Origin of the sequence: Marinimicrobium sp. (assembly GCF_002695945.1) — a bacterium.
Taxonomy (GTDB): domain Bacteria; phylum Pseudomonadota; class Gammaproteobacteria; order Pseudomonadales; family Cellvibrionaceae; genus Marinimicrobium; species Marinimicrobium koreense.
In genome coordinates, this window is record NZ_NZQP01000012.1 from 3228 (window position 1) to 19803 (window position 16576).

The 16576-nt window shown below is 60.4% G+C and carries 14 protein-coding genes, 1 pseudogene and 1 riboswitch (1 of these 16 running past the window's edge); of the genes and pseudogenes, 7 read left to right on the forward strand and 8 right to left on the reverse strand.

Going from position 1 to position 16576, the window contains the following annotated elements:
• From CMG77_RS16070 to ubiT, 4 genes and pseudogenes are all read right to left on the reverse strand, one after another.
• Nucleotides 1–815, reverse strand: a pseudogene (locus tag CMG77_RS16070) (NAD(P)/FAD-dependent oxidoreductase) (it extends 415 nt beyond the left edge of the window).
• Between the two features lie 117 nt (nucleotides 816–932).
• A complete protein-coding gene (locus CMG77_RS00980) occupies nucleotides 933–1727 on the reverse strand; it encodes a class II glutamine amidotransferase (protein WP_286903454.1) in 795 nt (264 codons plus the stop codon).
• Nucleotides 1728–1836: 109 nt separating this feature from the next.
• Complete coding sequence (locus CMG77_RS00985) at nucleotides 1837–2256, reverse strand: hypothetical protein (RefSeq protein WP_286807256.1); 420 nt, start codon at nucleotides 2254–2256, stop codon at nucleotides 1837–1839.
• Nucleotides 2257–2479: 223 nt separating this feature from the next.
• A complete protein-coding gene (gene ubiT, locus CMG77_RS00990; protein WP_286807257.1) occupies nucleotides 2480–2962 on the reverse strand; it encodes a ubiquinone anaerobic biosynthesis accessory factor UbiT in 483 nt (160 codons plus the stop codon).
• A 94-nt stretch (nucleotides 2963–3056) separates the two neighbouring features.
• Between ubiT and ubiU the strand changes: the two genes are divergently transcribed.
• The 5 genes from ubiU (at nucleotide 3057) to CMG77_RS01015 (ending at nucleotide 9367) form a co-directional block, all read left to right on the forward strand.
• Nucleotides 3057–4052, forward strand: a complete 996-nt coding sequence (ubiU, locus tag CMG77_RS00995) for a ubiquinone anaerobic biosynthesis protein UbiU (protein ID WP_286807258.1) — start codon at nucleotides 3057–3059, stop codon at nucleotides 4050–4052.
• Complete coding sequence (locus CMG77_RS01000; RefSeq protein ID WP_286807259.1) at nucleotides 4052–4927, forward strand: U32 family peptidase; 876 nt, start codon at nucleotides 4052–4054, stop codon at nucleotides 4925–4927. Before ubiU ends, CMG77_RS01000 begins: the two co-directional genes overlap by 1 nt.
• Nucleotides 4928–4969: 42 nt before the next feature.
• Nucleotides 4970–8224: a ribonucleotide reductase barrel domain-containing protein gene (locus CMG77_RS01005; protein ID WP_286903455.1), complete on the forward strand. Its 3255-nt coding sequence runs from the start codon at nucleotides 4970–4972 to the stop codon at nucleotides 8222–8224.
• Nucleotides 8225–8238: 14 nt separating this feature from the next.
• A complete protein-coding gene (locus tag CMG77_RS01010; RefSeq protein WP_024461223.1) occupies nucleotides 8239–8901 on the forward strand; it encodes a TSCPD domain-containing protein in 663 nt (220 codons plus the stop codon).
• 91 nt (nucleotides 8902–8992) lie between these two features.
• Nucleotides 8993–9367, forward strand: coding sequence for a putative zinc-binding protein (locus CMG77_RS01015; protein ID WP_286807263.1), 375 nt, complete (start codon nucleotides 8993–8995; stop codon nucleotides 9365–9367).
• Between the two features lie 117 nt (nucleotides 9368–9484).
• Here the strand turns inward: CMG77_RS01015 and moaB are convergent, their stop codons facing one another.
• The gene (gene moaB / locus CMG77_RS01020) at nucleotides 9485–10000 is read right to left on the reverse strand and encodes a molybdenum cofactor biosynthesis protein B (protein ID WP_286807264.1); all 516 of its coding nucleotides are present in this window, start codon (nucleotides 9998–10000) and stop codon (nucleotides 9485–9487) included.
• Between the two features lie 41 nt (nucleotides 10001–10041).
• Nucleotides 10042–11019, reverse strand: a complete 978-nt coding sequence (gene moaA / locus CMG77_RS01025; RefSeq protein WP_286807265.1) for a GTP 3',8-cyclase MoaA — start codon at nucleotides 11017–11019, stop codon at nucleotides 10042–10044.
• A riboswitch (molybdenum cofactor riboswitch) is annotated at nucleotides 11009–11161 on the reverse strand. (Overlaps the previous gene by 11 nt.)
• A gap of 184 nt (nucleotides 11162–11345) precedes the next feature.
• On the opposite strand from moaA, the gene CMG77_RS01030 reads away from it, so the two are divergent.
• Nucleotides 11346–12611 carry a peptidase U32 family protein gene (locus CMG77_RS01030; RefSeq protein ID WP_349678207.1) on the forward strand — a complete coding sequence of 422 codons (1266 nt, stop codon included), beginning with the start codon at nucleotides 11346–11348 and terminating at the stop codon, nucleotides 12609–12611.
• A gap of 230 nt (nucleotides 12612–12841) precedes the next feature.
• Here the strand turns inward: CMG77_RS01030 and moeA are convergent, their stop codons facing one another.
• A complete protein-coding gene (gene moeA, locus CMG77_RS01035) occupies nucleotides 12842–14065 on the reverse strand; it encodes a molybdopterin molybdotransferase MoeA (protein WP_286807266.1) in 1224 nt (407 codons plus the stop codon).
• The gene (gene narL, locus CMG77_RS01040; protein WP_024461215.1) at nucleotides 14065–14715 is read right to left on the reverse strand and encodes a two-component system response regulator NarL; all 651 of its coding nucleotides are present in this window, start codon (nucleotides 14713–14715) and stop codon (nucleotides 14065–14067) included. The genes moeA and narL overlap by 1 nt, the downstream gene beginning before the upstream one ends.
• A gap of 238 nt (nucleotides 14716–14953) precedes the next feature.
• Here narL and CMG77_RS01045 point away from each other — a divergent pair, with 238 nt between their 5' ends.
• Complete coding sequence (locus tag CMG77_RS01045; RefSeq protein WP_286807267.1) at nucleotides 14954–16453, forward strand: MFS transporter; 1500 nt, start codon at nucleotides 14954–14956, stop codon at nucleotides 16451–16453.
• The last annotated feature ends 123 nt before the right edge of the window (nucleotides 16454–16576 follow it).

A 16576-nucleotide genomic window follows, 5' to 3' on the forward strand; every position in this document is an offset into this window, starting at 1 on the left:
CTNTCGCGNACAAACTGCGGCGCGCGTTGTGGCGGTGTNACNTGCAGAACATCATAGGNCTCNTCGACNTCGTGGNTNTNGNCGTTCTGATCNGTCACNTTNAANGTNGCGATGTGNNTTTCGCCATCCACCCGGATCAGATCGTGTTTAAGGTTGATGCCTATCCCGTAATCAATGGCCACGTTCTGCAGGTGNGGAACAAAGTCCGGCACGCTGAACAGGGCGCCCATGCCGCTGTAGAATTGTGCCTGTATCTGNTGACTCTGCTGGCGTTTCTGCCATTGATGGGCCGCCAGNTAAGCGATTTTTTGCGGCGCGCCCGCACATTTGATGGGCGTGGACGGCTGGGTAAACAGGGCGCGGCCGGCCTTCAGGCCATCGATGCATTGCCAGGTGTAACGGGCGAGTGAAGGATCGTAATTGCTGCAGACACCCCCTTGTCCCAGTGCCTCAGGAAGACCTTCTATGGCCGACCAATTCAGCTCAATGCCGGGCGCGACCACCAATGCCCGATAGTGGATTTCATTACCATTATTCAGCACCACACGCTGTTGTTCCGGCTTCAGTTCGCTGACCGACTGGCGAATCCAGNTCGCGTTGNGGGGCAATGTGTGGGCTTGCGGCCGAGCGGTGTCNTCCAACGCGTAGGTGCCTCCACCGACCANCGTAAAGGCCGGTTGNTANTAATGCGTGTCGNTNGGCTCGATNACNGCCACATCCAACNNCGNGCGNTGACGCAGCAGCGAGGCGGCGNCGCTGGTGCCGGCGGCACCGCCGCCGATGATNACAATATCGTGGTGCCGGGGTTGGGTCATGNGTCAGCCTCCTGTCAGATCGAGCGGGAAGCTTATCAGTATTAAGATGTATTAAAAATATATCTTATTAGATGGATTGGTATTAAGCAAAGTGCTGAGCGATATAAGCCGTGCCACTCAGCTTTGAGGGGGGAGGGCGTCCCTGGTCCCTCGCATTGCAATCTCCCCCTTNCGCCANAAGCGCCACTCTCCGGNTTGGTAGATATCCNAGGTCTCATCGCTGGTNAGCGGNTCGGTGACGATCACNCTGACNATGTCGTCGGGNGTGGTTTCNGATTCGAAATCCACCATCATGTCGGCGTCTTTCAGGCGGGCCGGGCCGAAGGGNGCCCGGCGGGTGATGCTGGCCATTTTGGTGGAGCAGTAGGTGAACAGCCAGTCGCCGTTGCTCAACAGCAGGTTGAAGACCCCCTGACGGGCGTAGCCTTCGGACAGANTCACCAGCCGCTGNACCACCTCGGCGGTCGGTGTGTGCCGGTCGCAATGCTGGCGCANGTGGTTGAGCATGTCGCAGAACAGCGCCTCGCTNTCNGTNGTGCCCACCGGNTCGTAGAAACCGGNTTCGGGCGCNAANTCCGANANNTGGCCGTTGTGGGCAAACACCCAGTACCGGCCCCANAGCTCGCGGGTGAACGGGTGGGTATTGGCGAGGCAAATGTCCCCCACATTGGCCTGACGGATATGGCAGATGGCCACTTCGCTTTTGATCGGGTGGGTCTGCACCACTTCGGCGATACGGGAGGAGGCGCTGGCATCGGCGTCGTGGAAATTGCGCACCCCTTTGCCTTCGTAAAACGCCACGCCCCAGCCATCTTTGTGAGGCCCGGTCTCGCCGCCACGGCGGGTCAGGCCGGTAAAGCTGAAACACAGGTCGGTGGGGGTGTTGGCGCTCATGGCCAGGAGTTCGCACATAGTGATGAGGCTCTCGGGTTTCGGAGGTCTATCACCATTATACGCATCGAGGCGTCTTTCGCAGGTCTTGGGCGCGCCTTTCGATTTCTGGGGCGCGACTCGTTGAGCGCTATCCGTGGGTGATCTGCATCGGGACGCCGGAACGGTCGAATGCCAGCAAGTTATTGATCATCCCGTTGCGAATGGCGTGGATGACTTTTTCGATGGCGTCGTCTACCGCTTTGGGGGTGGGCAGCTTGTTGTCCGTGCCGGGCAGGGCGGCAACAAAAACCGCATCCCACGTATCGCTCGCCTGCTTGGCTTCTTCGACCAGGCTGGAGAAGTCTGCCAGTTCGTCGGGACGCTTGTCGATACCGGCCAGCGGCGCCAGATGGCCCCCGTGTCCGTCCTCAAAATCCCGCGCCTGCTGCTCGGTATAACCGGTGGGTAATTCTCGGCGCGCGAGAACCAGAATCAGCTTTTGTGGTTCCGGTTGAGAGCGGGCAATAGTGAGAAAGTCATCGAAGTGGTTCAGCTCAAAGGTGCTCATAGCGATGTGGCCATTGTTGTAAAAACGAGAGTTCTGCCCATTGTGCACACTTTCGGGGTGAACTGTGATTCCTCTAAAGGGGTAGACCCATGGGGGAATATCCCGAGGGCGGCCAGAGCAGTAGGCTAGAGGTCCCGGTTGGTATTCCCCTGGCAGCTGTGCCACCGGGACTCAAAGGCCTCTGGTGCAGGGAGTGCACCTTTTTTTGAGCCGATCGGAACGATCACGCCACCGTCCGGCTGATAAAGCGATAAGCGGGTGCGGGGATCAGCCGTTCGGGGTCCTGACTGTCGAGAAAATTTTTCAGTGCCAGCCCCAGCTCGGTATCACCCTCAATGGCCAGTTTGCGGCGAAAGAACAGTGTGTCGGGATCAACCTGGCCGGCCATGATTTGCAGCAGTGATCGGGTATCGGCTCGAAAGGTCACGTCGGGCGCCACAGGCTTGAGCGAAACCTGCAGCCGTTGGCCGAGTAGCGTTACCGAGAAGTCCAGATTGATATCGGGCACGGTGATCCGCGCCTGTCGACCGCGCAGAAAATCCAGTTCACCCCGGCGCAGAGCCTCTGAAAAAGTGTGGTTCAAACCGATGCCCAGCGTGTGTCGGCGAATGGTCTGGGGGATGAGCGGCTGGGCCACCTTGGCGCATTGAATGAGCCGGGGGAGTGTTGGGCGAAATACTGCTGAACGGGATTGCATGGTAGTCATAGTGGGGCACCTCCTGAGCGGGCATGCTAGCAAACCCGGGGGGCGTCGCCACTCGCCCAAAATAGGTACCGTTTTTAAACAGAGGTAAACGCCGATGGAATTACTTTGTCCCGCAGGAAGCCTGCCCGCGCTGAAAACCGCCCTGAAAGAGGGGGCCGATGCCGTCTATGTTGGCTTGCGCGGTGATACCAATGCCCGGCATTTTGCCGGTCTCAATCTCGACACCCTGGGGCTGCGCGATGCCGCCCGGGAAACCCACCGGCAGGGGCGGCGATTGCATGTGGCGATCAATACCTTTGCTCACCCGACACAATGGGACAGTTGGCAACAGGCAGTGGATGAGGCCGTCAAGGCCGGAGCGGACGTGTTGATCATCGCCGATATGGCGGTGTTGGCCTACGCGGCGGAACGCTACCCCGAGGTGGAGCGGCACCTGTCGGTGCAGGCCTCGGCCACCAATGCGGCGGCCATTGATTTTTACCAACAAGCCTATGGCGTCAGTCGCGTGGTGTTGCCGCGAGTGCTGTCCATGAAACAGGTGTCGGCACTGGCGCATACCGTGAGTACCGAGCTGGAGGTGTTCGCTTTTGGCAGTCTGTGCATTATGGCTGAGGGGCGCTGTTATCTCAGCTCCTACATGACCGGCGAGTCCCCCAACAACTCCGGCGCCTGCTCCCCCGCCAAGTTCGTCCGCTGGGAAGAGAAACGCGGCGTCCTGGAATCCCGCCTGAATGGCTACCTGATTGACCGCTTCGCCGGCGGCGAGAACGCCGGTTATCCCACCCTGTGCAAAGGTCGATTCGAGGTAGGCGGTGAGCGCTACCACGCCCTGGAGGAACCGACCAGCCTCAACACCCTGAGCCTGTTGCCCGAGCTGTACCGCGATGGCATCAAGGCGGTGAAGATCGAGGGTCGCCAGCGTAGTCCCGCCTATGTCGGCCAGGTTACCCGGGTGTGGCGTCAGGCCATCGACCGTCTTTTGGAAGATCCGACCCGCTATCAGGTACATCAGGACTGGGACCACACCCTGGCGGGACTGTCCGAAGGGCATCAGACCACCATCGGGGCCTATCACAGGAGTTGGCGCTAATGTTAAAACTGACCATCGGACCCATTCTGTATTACTGGCCCAGGGAGCAGGTGCAGCGTTTTTACACGTCGGTGGCCGAATCGGACGCCGATGCCGTCTACCTGGGCGAAACCGTGTGTCCCAAGCGGCGGGAGCTGAAGTTGGAGGACTATATGGCCCAGGCGCACCAGCTGCGTGAGGCCGGCAAAGAAGTGGTGTTATCCACCATGACCTTGCTGGAGTCTCCTGCAGACCTGCGCGAGCTGCGCCGCTACTGCGACAACGGTGAATTCGCCCTGGAGGCCAACGATATCGGCGCGGTGGGCCTGCTGCGGGAGGCGGGGCTGCCCTTCGTCGCTGGAGCGGCCATCAACTGCTACAACCCCCAGACCCTGCGCCAACTGGTGCAGTTCGGTATGCAGCGCTGGTTGATGCCGGTGGAACTGTCCCGGGAGTGGCTGTCGGAGATACTGCGGCACCCGGATATTGAGGATATCCGCAGCAGCTTTGAGGTCGAGGTGTTCGGCTTTGGGCATCTGCCCCTGGCCTGGTCGGCGCGCTGCTTTACCGCCCGCTCGGAAAATCGGCCCAAAGATCAATGTGACTTGTGCTGCATCAAATACCCGTCGGGCCGTCCCGTCTACAATCAGGAAGACGAGCGGCTGTTCGTGCTCAATGGTATTCAGACCCAGTCCGGAGATCGGTACAATCTGGTGACCGAGGTGCCGCAAATGGCCGGGCTGGTGGACGCGGTGCGCCTCAGCCCGGAGCCCGAGGGCACCCTGGAGTGGCTCGCCCGGTTCAGGGCCGCCAGCCGGGGCGAAGCCCAGGCGCGCGCCGCGCAGGACGTCAACGGCTATTGGCACAAGATGGCCGGTATCGTGCAGGTCGCCTGAGCGCGGCCCCCAAAATTCCAACGACTTTATTGAGGCTGACGAATGACAGAGCAATCCAGGGNCATCACCGAGTCGGCGGTCGAACTTCAGCCCGCCTCCCAGGACATCTGGGACCAGAAATACCGCNTGAAAGACCACCAGGACCANCCGGTGGATCAGACCATCGANGCCACCTGGGAGCGGGTCGCGCAGGCGCTGTCCGAAATCGAGCCCAAGCGCAAAGCCCACTGGCGCGAAGAGTTTCTCTGGGCGCTGCGCAACGGNGCCATTCCCGCCGGCCGGATCATTTCCAANGCCGGGGCCCAGGCCTANAAGCCNGCNACCTCCACCATCAACTGCACCGTCTCAGGCACCATCGGCGACTCGATGGAAGACATTCTGCACAAAAACCTCGAGGCCGGCCTGACCCTGAAAGCCGGNTGCGGCATNGGTTACGAGTTCTCCACCCTGCGNCCCAAAGGCGCNTACGTGGCCGGCGCCGGCGCCAANACCTCCGGGCCGCTGTCGTTTATGGATATCTACGACAAGATGTGCTTCACCATTTCCTCNGCCGGTGGCCGGCGNGGNGCCCAGATGGCCACCTTTGANGTGCACCATCCGGACGTCAGCGAGTACATCCGGGNCAAGCGCGAGGCCGGGCGNCTGCGCCAGTTCAACCTGTCGCTGCTGATTACCGATGACTTTGTGCANGCGGTCAANGCCGATGCCACCTGGCCGCTNANTTTCCCCATCACCGAGAATGACCTCAAGCGCGAGGGCCTGGACGGTGATGACCCCGANCAGGTGGTCTGGCGGCGCCTCGATCANGTNTCCGANAAATACCTGCGNAANGANGANGGNGANATCGCCTGCAAGGTNTACAAGAAAGTCCCGGCGCGGCAACTGTGGAACCAGATCATGCGTTCCACCTACGACTTNGCNGAGCCCGGCTTTATCCTGATCGATCGGGTCAANCAGTGGAACAACAACTGGTTCTGTGAAGACATNCGCGCGACCAANCCCTGCGTNACCGCCGATACNTGGGTTCANACCGCGGAGGGGCCGCGCCAGGTCNGTGAACTGGTGGGGCGCCCATTTACCGCCCGGGTGGACGGCACNCACTACGCNTCCGGCGANGAAGGCTTCTTCGTCACCGGCGATAAACCGGTGTTCGAACTGTCCACGCGCGAAGGTTATACCGTGAAACTGACCGGTGACCACAAAGTGCGCAAGGTCGCTTCCAAAAGCCGCTGGTCGGAAACGCTNGANTGGGTGCCCGCTGANCAACTGGAGCCGGGCGATCAGATCGTCCTGCACAACCACCGGNCNATNCCGGANTGGTCNGGCGAGGGTANNCGNGAAGAGGGNTACCTGATGGGCTTGCTGGTGGGCGANGGTACGCTGAAAAGCGACAANGCNGTNCTNTCGGTNTGGCCGGGACANCAGGCNGTGGGTGATTCNCCCCAGGCNCACCCGGTCATGGNCGAGGCGCTGCGCTGCGCCCGCACNCTGCCGCACCGGGCGGANTTCCGNGGTTGGATGGAANTGCCCGGCCGGGGNGAATACCGTCTGGCCACGGGCGCCATCAAACAGCTGGCNGAAGACCTGGGCATGACNCCCGGCAANAAANTGATTACCCCCGCGNTGGAAACACGCTCCAGNGAATTCTATCGCGGCTTCCTGCGCGGNTTTTTCGATGCCGATGGTTCGGTGCAGGGCTCTCAGCAGAAGGGCGTCAGCGTGCGTCTGGCNCAGTCCGANCTGCCNNGNNTGAANGCNGTTCAGCGCATGCTGTTGCGNNTNGGNATTGCNGCNCGNCTTTANCAGAATCGTCGCCCNGCCCAGCACCGTGCGCTACCGGATGGCCGGGGTGGCCAGCAAGCGTATGCCACCGTCGCCCAACACGAGTTGGTCATCAGTGGCGATAATCTGCCGACCTTTANGGAACGGGTGGGCTTTTCCGACATCGACAAAATGACCCGCCTGAAAAATGCCCTGGGTAGCTACAAGCGCACCCTGAACCGCGAGCGGTTTATGGTGACGGTGGAAGGGTTNACCCCCGTGGGAACCGAAACCGTTTACGACGTGCAGGTTCCNGGCATCAACGCCTTNGATGCCAATGGNCTCTACGTGCACAACTGCGGTGAGCANCCNCTGCCNCCCTATGGNAGTTGTCTGCTCGGCTCNGTNAATCTGACCCAGTGCGTGAAGCATCCCTTTACCGANCAGGCGGAATTNGATTGGGAAAAATTCCGCAAGNTGGTCTCCATCTTTACCCGCATGNTGGATAACGTGGTGGANATCAATGGGCTGGCACTGGCGNAGCAGCGCNNNGAGATNGANCGNAAGCGCCGCCACGGNATGGGCTTTCTGGGGNTGGGNTCGGCCCTGACCATGCTCACNATNCCCTANGGCAGTCCCGCGTCCATCGCCTTTACCGAACAGGTGAGCAANGAGNTGGCNCTGGCCGGNTGGCGCGAGTCGTTGAACCTGGCCAAAGAAAAAGGNCCGGCGCCCATCATGGCGGAAACCTTTGANGTNACGCCCATCATGTTGGCCAANCANCCNGAGNTGGCNANAGANTACAANGTNGGCGATCAGGTGCCCGGNAAAGTGNTNTGGGCAAANTACAGCCGNTATATGCNGCAGGTGGCCGAGGAAGANCCGGCACTGGTGGNGGCGCTGGCGGANACCGGTGGCCGCTTTACCCACCACTCCTCCATTGCGCCCACGGGCACCATTTCCCTGTCCCTGGCGAATAACGCCAGTAATGGCATTGAGCCCAGTTTTGCACACCACTACGCGCGCAATGTGATCCGCAGTGGCAAGAAAACCAAGGAGAAAGTGGATGTGTTCTCCTACGAACTGCTGCGCTATCGCCAGTTGGTCGAGCCCAAAGCCAAGCCTTACCCGCAGCCGGGGGAGAGCGGTCTGCCGGAGTACTTTGTGGTGTCCGACCAGATCACCCCGGAGCAGCATGTGGATGTGCAGGCCGCGGCGCAGAAATGGATTGACTCCTCCATTTCCAAAACCATCAACGTGCCCACAGAAATCGCCTACGACCGGTTCAAGGACATTTACCTGTACGCCTACGAGAAAGGGCTGAAGGGCTGCACCACCTTCCGCTTCAACCCGGAAGCCTTCCAGGGTGTGTTGGTGAAAGAGCAGGATCTGGAAAACACCACCTATGTGTTTGAGCTGGAGGACGGTCAAAAGCTCGAACTGAAGGGCAACGAAGAGGTGGAGTACGACGGCGAAATGCACACCGCCGCCAACCTGTACGAGGCCTTGAAAGAAGGTTATTACGGCAAGTTTTAATTGGAGCAGTCTGTATGAACGCCAAAGTTATTGACAAAAAAATCACCGGCTTCTCCATCAAAAAGCCGGAGCCCGAGAAAGAGCCGGACATCGAGCGCATGCACGAGAAGTTCGAGCGCCCGGAAACCCTCGAAGGCAGCACTTACAAAATCAAGACACCGCTGTCCGACCACGCCCTGTATATCACTATCAACGATGTGGTGCTGAACCCGGGCACCGACCACGAAGTGCGCCGCCCCTTCGAGATTTTCATCAACTCGAAGAACCTGGAGCATTTTCAGTGGGTGGTGGCGCTGACCCGCGTCATCTCCGCGGTGTTCCGCAAGGGTGGTGATGTGACCTTCCTGGTGGAAGAGCTGAAAGCGGTGTTTGACCCGCAGGGCGGCTACTTCAAATCCGGCGGCCGCTTTATGCCCTCGCTGGTAGCGGAAATCGGCGACGCCATCGAAACCCACATGAAGCGCATCGGCCTGATCCAGGATGAAGCACTTTCTGAAGCGCAGCGGGAGGTGCTCAAGGAGAAGCAGGTGGAGTACGAGCAGAAGCATCACATCGAGCATGGCAGTGATGAGTTTCCGCCGACCGCAACCTTGTGTCTGAAGTGCCATACCAAAGCGGTGATCATCATGGATGGTTGCAAAACCTGCCTCAATTGCGGCGCGTCCAAGTGCGGCTGAGCCTCGACTGAGGCTCAGTTGATTTACGTCAAGGCGGATGTGTGCAGTCAGCGTAAAGTAACTTCACACGTTGTCAGCTTTGGAATTTACTATGGACGACACACAGAAACCGCTGGTTTACGCCTGCTCGGGCCGCTCGAACGTGGCCCAGTTGGCGAACGATATTGCCGTGGTGATGGACCGGGAAGGCCACGCTGAAATGTCCTGCATTGCGGGCGTGGGTGGCGATGTACCGAGTCTGGTCAAGGTCGCCAAATCCGGCCGGGATATCTGCGCCATCGACGGCTGCGCCCTGGCCTGCGTCAAGCACTCCCTGGCCCGCCACGGCGTAACGCCCAAGTGGCATATTGAGCTTACCCGCAAGGGCATCAAAAAGCGGAATCACGAAGGGTGCTCCATTCAGGAGCATTACGATGTGTTGCGCAGTGTGTATAGCGAGTTGGGGATTATTGCGACGGGGGAGTAGCGTATAGCAATGGTAACGGCGGATGCGCGCTTTGCGCTTATCCGCCCTACACCACTTCCTGAGTTACGCGTAGGGCGGATAAGCGAAGCGCATCCGCCGCAACCCAAGCCGATTCTTCTACCGAACCAAATGCCCCACAAAATTACAAGGCCCCTGCCGAGCATCCAACTGCGGCTGCAACAACTTCGTCCACCCTGTGCGGCAGGCCCCGGTCGACCCGGGCAGACAGGCAATCAAGGTATGGTTCGCCAACCCCGCCAATGCTCGAGACTGAATGGTCGACGTACCAATCTCCCCCCAGGAAATCTGCCGGAACATCTCCCCAAACCCTTCCACTTCTTTATCAAACAACGGCTTCATCGCCTCGGGGGTCGAATCCCGGTCGGTAAACCCGGTGCCACCGGTGATCAGGACCACATGCACCTTGGCATCGGCGATCCAGGCAGAGACCTGGGCGCGAATCTGATAGATATCGTCTTTCAGCAATGCGCGGTCAGCGAGGGTGTGGCCCTCTTCCTGCAGAGCGTCCACCAGGTACTGACCCGAGGTGTCGTTCTCAAAGGTGCGGGTATCGGAAACGGTCAGAACCGCAATGTTCAGGGGTTTCATTTCCGATGGTAAGGCGTGTGCCATTAACAGCTACTCCGTAACAATCTATTGAATCAGGTAAAAGTTTAACCGCCGATCATCGCCAGCTGCCGGGTCGAGCCGGGGTTCTGCTCGTGCAGGTGATGGCTGAAATCTTTGCCCTTGATGGCTTCCCGCAAAAACGCCATCACCGGCTCCGGATCATCGGACTGCAACAGGTGGCGCAGGCTCTGGTGCTCATCGACAAACAGGCACAGGAACAGCTGCCCCTGACTGGAGACGCGCAGACGGTTGCAGGTGGCGCAGAAGTCTTTGCTATAGGGCATGATCATGCCGATGCCGCCGGCGTAATCCGGGTGCCAGAATTCCCGGGCGGGGCCGGAGTCCCGGCCGCGCAGTCGCTCCTCCCAACCCTGAGCGCGCATCCGCTCGATCACCCGGTCGCCGCTCAAGTGGTGGCGATCAAAAAACTCGGCGTTGTCCCCGGTCTGCATCAGTTCGATCATGCGCAGGGTGATGGGCCGGTCTTTCACAAAGTCGATAAAGTCATCCAGCGCATCGTCGTTGTAGTGCTTCATCAATACGCTGTTGACCTTGATGTTGGGAATGCCCAGCTCGGCCGCACGTTCCAGCCCCTTGAGAATTTCCTGCAGCTTGTTGTGACCGGTGATCATCTCAAACTTGGCGTGATCCAGGCTGTCGATGCTCACGTTGAGCGCATCCAGGCCTGCCGCGTGCCAGGCATCGATGTCCTTGGTCAGGCGGTAGCCATTGGTGGTCATGGCCACGGTTTCAATACCGGGGGTCTGCTTGCACAGTCGGATGATCTCGGTCAGATCTTTGCGCAGGGAGGGCTCGCCGCCGGTAATGCGCACTTTGCGCATGCCCAAGCGGGCAAAGGCATTCACCAGACGGCGGATTTCGTCGAGGGTCAGGTCCTGAGCGCGGGCATCGGGGCCACAATCGGTCCCGTCCGGCAGGCAGTAGTCGCACCGAAAGTTGCACACTTCGGTAACGGACAGGCGCAAGTAACTGAAGCGCCGATCAAAAGAGTCAGTCAGCATAGAAACACCTTTCCAAGCGCGGGAGGCAGCCCGGTTTCCCGAACGGCCCCGGTTACCTCGGCTCACCCGGTTGGGTGAGAGGGTAACGGCCCATGGACCTTAGCGTTGCCTTAGGTCAATGGGCTCGGTGTGAATGTACGTTCATTGTAGTCCAATTTTAGCCAAAGGTTTATGGCTCCGAGGTATAACCCCGTCTACCTCCTCATGGGTAGTTGGCACTTTTCGGTGGCAGTTTTGAGTCAAATCAACCACTTAGCGTGCGCGTGCCGTTAGTATGCGCGGGTTTTTGCCCGCTGTGATGCCCAATTCCTGAGGATCTTTGCCCAATGTCCCTGTTTGCCCCCGAGCTTCTGTCCCCCGCCGGCAGCCTGCGTGCCATGCGCCTGGCCTTTGCCTACGGTGCCGATGGGGTCTACGCCGGTTTGCCACGCATGAGCCTGCGGGTGCGCAATAACAGCTTTGATCACGAGGCCATGGCCCAGGGCATCAGCGAGGCGCATGCCCTGGGCAAACGCTTTTATGCGGTGACCAACGTGGCGCCACACAACAACAAGGTCCGCACCCTGATCAAGCATCTGGCGCCGGTGGTGGATATGGGGCCAGACGCCCTGATCGTCTCCGACCCCGGCGTCATCTGGCTGGTCCGCCAGCAGTTTCCTGATATGCCCATGCACTTATCGGTCCAGGCCAATACGGTCAACTGGGCCGCGGTCAAGTTCTGGCAGGAGCAGGGCATCGAGCGGATCATCCTGTCCCGGGAACTGGGCATTGAGGAGATCGGTGAAATCCGCGAGCAGGTGCCGGACATGGAGCTGGAAGTCTTTGTACACGGGGCCCTGTGCATGGCCTATTCCGGGCGCTGCATGCTTTCGGGCTACTTCAACCACCGCGACCCCAATCAGGGCGCCTGCACCAACGCCTGCCGCTGGAAGTACGAGGCCAGGCCCGCCCGGGAAAACGAAATCGGGCAGTGGGAGCCCGTGGTGATCGAGGACAAGACCCGCCCCGGTGAGCTGATGCCGATGGATGAAGACGAGCACGGCAGCTATATCCTCAACTCCAAAGACCTGCGTGCCGTGGAGTATGTGGAGCAGCTGACCCGGATGGGCGTGCACTCGCTCAAAATCGAGGGGCGCACCAAGTCGCCTTACTATGTGGCCCGCACCGCCCAGGTCTACCGCCGCGCCATCGGCGATGCCGTCGCCGGGAAAGCCTTTGACCCGAGCCTGCTGTTTGAGCTGGAAGGCCTGGCCAACCGAGGCTACACCGCCGGCCTGCTGGACCGCCACGCCCGCCCCGAAACCCTGCAGAACCTGGAGCGTGCGCACCACAACGGTGCCCAGCAGTGGGTGGCCGAGCCCAAGGCGAGGGTAGGAGAGTGGTATGAAGTCGAAGCCAAAAACGGCTTCTCTGTGGGGGAGCGGTTGTACCTGCTGACGCCCGAAGGCAATCACCCCTTTGAGCTGAGCGCGCTGCAGGATAAAGCCGGCACCCCGATAGAACGCGCCCCGGGCTCGGGCCACCGCGTCCGCCTGCAACTCCCGGTGGATTGCGACCCGGAAACCGCCCTGCTGGTTAAAAACCTGGCGTAGGGCGGATAAGCGCGGAGCGCGCATCCGCCGTTGCCAGATATGAAGTCTTGTCTTAGATAGCGCATTGCGTTCGATCATGGCGGATGCGGCCTCCGGCCTTATCCGCCCTACGCGGCCTCCGAGCTATCCGTAGGGCGGATCGGTCCGACGTTTTGGAGCGCGGAGCGCGCATCCGCCGTCATGAGGTGGCATTGCCGCTGAAGTAGGGCACCCATGTGGTGCCGCTTTAATCAGGTAATAAACCGATCAAAGGGAATGACGGTGACGGGCTCGCCGGCTTCGACTTTGCCTCGTTCGGCTTCGAGCACGGCGTAGGCATTGGCGCCGAGGAAGGAGGTGAGTACACCGGAGCCCTGGGCGCCGTTGCTGTCGATCTGGTTTTCGCCATCGATGCAACGCACGGTCGCGCGTTGGAAGTCCTGTCGGCCCGGGCTTTTCTTGTAGCCGCTGGCGGCCTTGGCAGTCACCTGCAAAGGCGGTTCCGGTGCTTCGCCGGCCATGGTGCGCAGGATGGGTAGCGCCAACTGGTGCAGGGTGACCATGGAGGACACCGGGTTGCCGGGCAGGCCGAAAAATACCGCCTTACCCAGGTGCCCAAAGGCGAAAGGTTTTCCGGGTTTGATGGCCACTTTCCAGAAGCCGATTTCCCCCAGCTCGCCGAGAATGTCTTTGACATAATCCGCATCGCCTACCGACACACCGCCGCTGGAAATGATGGCGTCGGCTTCTGCTCCGGCGCGTTCGAAAGCGGCGCGGATCTGATTCGGCTGGTCGGGAATCAGGCCCAGGTCCAGCACCTCGACGTTCAGGCGTTGAAGAATGGCGATGAGGCCGTAGCGGTTGCTGTCGTAAATGTGGCCATCTTTCAGTGGTTGTCCCGGCGGAGTAAGTTCATCGCCGGTGGACAGCACCGCGACTTTGAGGCGTCGCTTGACCGAGGCCTCGGCCAAGCCCAGGGAAGCGAGCAGGGCAATATCCACGGGACCGAAACGATAACCGGAGGGAAACACTTCCTGGCCTTGTGTGATGTCCTCGCCGGCACGACGAATATTCTCGCCCGTAGCAGGCGCTTTCATCACGCGAACGCTATCGCCGTCGACTTCGGTATTCTCTTGCATGACCACCGCATTGGCACCGGCGGGAATCGTGGCGCCGGTGGTAATGCGTACGCATTGCCCAGCGTTCAGTTCACCGTCGAAGTGATGCCCGGCCAGTGATTGTCCGACCAGCGTCAACACTTGTCCGGCATCTTGGGCGCGCAGAGCGTAGCCATCCATCGCCGAGTTGTCGTAGCCGGGGACATTAAAGCCGGCGTGTACCGGCTCGGCGGTGACCCGGTCGAGCAGCTCGGGCAGGGAAACGGTCTCCGTGTCGGTCACCGCCTGTACCGCCACTTGCATGCGGGCGATGGCGTCCTGAACCGGAATCAGTTGGGGTTCGTCGCAGCAGGCCATCAGTCACTCTTTTCCTGGTTGATCATCCACACGGCGGCTTCCACCCGTGAGCGCAGGCCGAGCTTTTTCAGCAGATGTTTGACGTGCACTTTGACCGTGCCATCGGAAATGTCCAGCTCCCGGGCGATGAGTTTATTGCTCAGCCCCTTGGCGATCAGTTTGAGAATTTCCAGCTCGCGCCCGGTCAGGCTGTCGAGCTTGGCTTCGTTGTTGGGCTGGGGCTTGCGGATGGCGGTGGCCAGGGCCTGGGTCACGGCTTCGCTCATCACCATCTTGCCCTGCAGGGCGCGCTCGATCTGGGTGAGCAGTTCGTCCGGTTCCATATCCTTGAGCAGATAACCGTCGGCGCCCCGGGAGATGGCGGCAATCACATCTTCGTCGGCGTCGGAGACGGTGAGCATCACGATGCGGGAAGTCACTCCCACCCCGCGCAATTTTTCCAGGGTTTCCAGTCCGTCCATGCCCTGCATGTTCAGGTCGAGCAGAATCAGGTCCGGGTCCAGTTCTTCCCCGAGCTTGATGGCTTCGGCGCCGCTGCCGGCCTGCGCGACCAGCTCCAGGTCGTCGGACAGTTCAATCAGTTGCTGCAACCCTTTGCGCAATAAGGGGTGGTCATCCACCAGCATGATGCTGGCCGCGTCGTGGCTCATAAAGATGTCTCCCAAATCAATCAATATCGCCGCATTGTCAGTGGCTTACCTCTTTTTGGCAAGTCGCGGGCGGCCTTAGCGTAAGGATGAAAAAGGCGCAAGCTGTCCAGTGTGGGTAGCCCTTTGGAGGGTGACGCCCGAGTGCCCCTATGTCCAAGGGGGCATTGAGCGCCTTTTGCCCAGCGCCCATAGTAGCGCGATGAGGATTACGATCAACCCTGCGAGCAGTGCGTCCCCTATGCGTGACTTGTCTACCCCGACCAAGGTATCGACCGACACCACCGGTCCGGGGCCCGGTTGGGTGGGCGCGGTATTGGTCTGCGGCTTCGGACTGTGGTTGTTGCCATCGGTCTGGGTGGTGTTGTTGGCGGGCACCCGCACCGATCTGAGCTATTCCGATTTACTGTCCCTGCTGGCGTTGACGGGTTTGTCGGCCAGTTGCCTGCGCTTGACGCTCGGCTTCTGGCTGTTGAGCTACGGCCGCGGCCTGGTGCTCAGCACATTGTTGATTCTGCTGCTGGTGGCGGTGGTGCTGACCTTCATGCTCAGTGGCGCGCCCCTGAGCCGGACCTGGCTGCCGGCACTGTTTCTGTTGGTGGGGCTCGGCGGTGGCGGTCTGGCAGCCCTGGGCGGACCGGCGGAAACCTCAGACGAGGCACAGCGCTACGGCCTGGAAGCGGCCTCGCTGGCGGGGCATCTGGGGGTGGTGCTCAGCTTGTTGGTGGTACCGCTGGTTATTACGGTGCCGCTGCCGGTGGGTGAGCCCCAGTGGCTCAATCTGAGCGTCAGTCACTTTCTGGGGCGCCTGCCTGAAAACACTTCGATCTGGCTGGGCTGGAGCGGTCTGTTCTGGGCTATTTTTGCCCTGATCATTCTCCTGCTCTGGTCCCTGCGTGCGCCTTGGCGACAGTCCCTCGCGGTGAGCGATTGGCGTCGCGGTGTATCCGCGCTGTTCGCCGGCGGACTTCTGGCTGCGTTGGCCGGCTGGTTGACCTTACCTCGTTCGCTCGGTGGCGTCTCGGTCTGGATGCCGGTGGAGCTCACGCTGATGTGTGTGCTGGCCCTGTGCGTGTTGCTGGTTGCGGGGCTCTCCACCGCGCCTCAGCGTCAGCGGTTGATCGGTTTGTTGTCCCACCGGCACCTCTGGTTGATGAGCCTGTTGTGGCTTGCCAGTGTGGGTACATTCCTGGGGCTGACCCTGGTGTTCCCGATCGTGACCTGTCAGCTGTTCGGTGAGACGCAGGGGTATTCCGGAGTATTTCTTTATGCCTGGATGTTTCCCCTGTTGGCCATTCTGGTTCGCCCCTTGGGCGGTTGGGCGGCCGGGCGCTGGGGCGGTGCACGGGTGGCGGCGGTCAGTATGCTCGGGCTGGCGCTGGGCGCGGTGGCCGTATTCTGGAGCTTGCGTGCCCTGACCTTGTCCGAGTTCCCTCTGGACTACCTTATGCCGTATTTGCTCGCGATGGCGCTGCTTTTCGCGGCCTCGGGCATTGGTTACGCCGCCTTGCTGCGCGCACTGCCCCAAGTGTTCCCCCCGACCCGACGACAGCCGGCGCAAATGTGGCTGGTATCGGTAGCGACCCTGGGGATGGTATATATCCCTCTGGCGCTGAATCGAGCCGGCGGAATGGACGGCGTCTATCAGGCATTTCTGGGCTTTGCGCTGTTCTATGGTCTCTGCGCGTTGGCGGCCTGGGCCTTGTACCTGCGGCGCCACGCGTTCATCTATAACCCCTAAGCCGAATTGCTCCTTATGCCAAAGAACTTTCGCCTACCCATTCAGAGGTAGCAGGTGGTGCCTAAACGGCTCAATAGGCACGGGCGCCAATCATTTCTACTATGAGGCAGTACCCCTAAACAT

Excerpts from the sequence above, each read along its gene's own strand:
- CMG77_RS00985 (WP_286807256.1), bottom strand. The coding sequence starts at position 2,256 with ATGAGCACCTTTGAGCTGAACCACTTCGATGACTTTCTCACTATTGCC.
- ubiT (WP_286807257.1), bottom strand. The coding sequence starts at position 2,962 with ATGACTACCATGCAATCCCGTTCAGCAGTATTTCGCCCAACACTCCCC.
- ubiU (WP_286807258.1), top strand. The coding sequence starts at position 3,057 with ATGGAATTACTTTGTCCCGCAGGAAGCCTGCCCGCGCTGAAAACCGCC.
- CMG77_RS01000 (WP_286807259.1), top strand. The coding sequence starts at position 4,052 with ATGTTAAAACTGACCATCGGACCCATTCTGTATTACTGGCCCAGGGAG.
- CMG77_RS01010 (WP_024461223.1), top strand. The coding sequence starts at position 8,239 with ATGAACGCCAAAGTTATTGACAAAAAAATCACCGGCTTCTCCATCAAA.
- CMG77_RS01015 (WP_286807263.1), top strand. The coding sequence starts at position 8,993 with ATGGACGACACACAGAAACCGCTGGTTTACGCCTGCTCGGGCCGCTCG.
- moaB (WP_286807264.1), bottom strand. The coding sequence starts at position 10,000 with ATGGCACACGCCTTACCATCGGAAATGAAACCCCTGAACATTGCGGTT.
- moaA (WP_286807265.1), bottom strand. The coding sequence starts at position 11,019 with ATGCTGACTGACTCTTTTGATCGGCGCTTCAGTTACTTGCGCCTGTCC.
- CMG77_RS01030 (WP_349678207.1), top strand. The coding sequence starts at position 11,346 with ATGTCCCTGTTTGCCCCCGAGCTTCTGTCCCCCGCCGGCAGCCTGCGT.
- moeA (WP_286807266.1), bottom strand. The coding sequence starts at position 14,065 with ATGGCCTGCTGCGACGAACCCCAACTGATTCCGGTTCAGGACGCCATC.
- narL (WP_024461215.1), bottom strand. The coding sequence starts at position 14,715 with ATGAGCCACGACGCGGCCAGCATCATGCTGGTGGATGACCACCCCTTA.
- CMG77_RS01045 (WP_286807267.1), top strand. The coding sequence starts at position 14,954 with ATGCGTGACTTGTCTACCCCGACCAAGGTATCGACCGACACCACCGGT.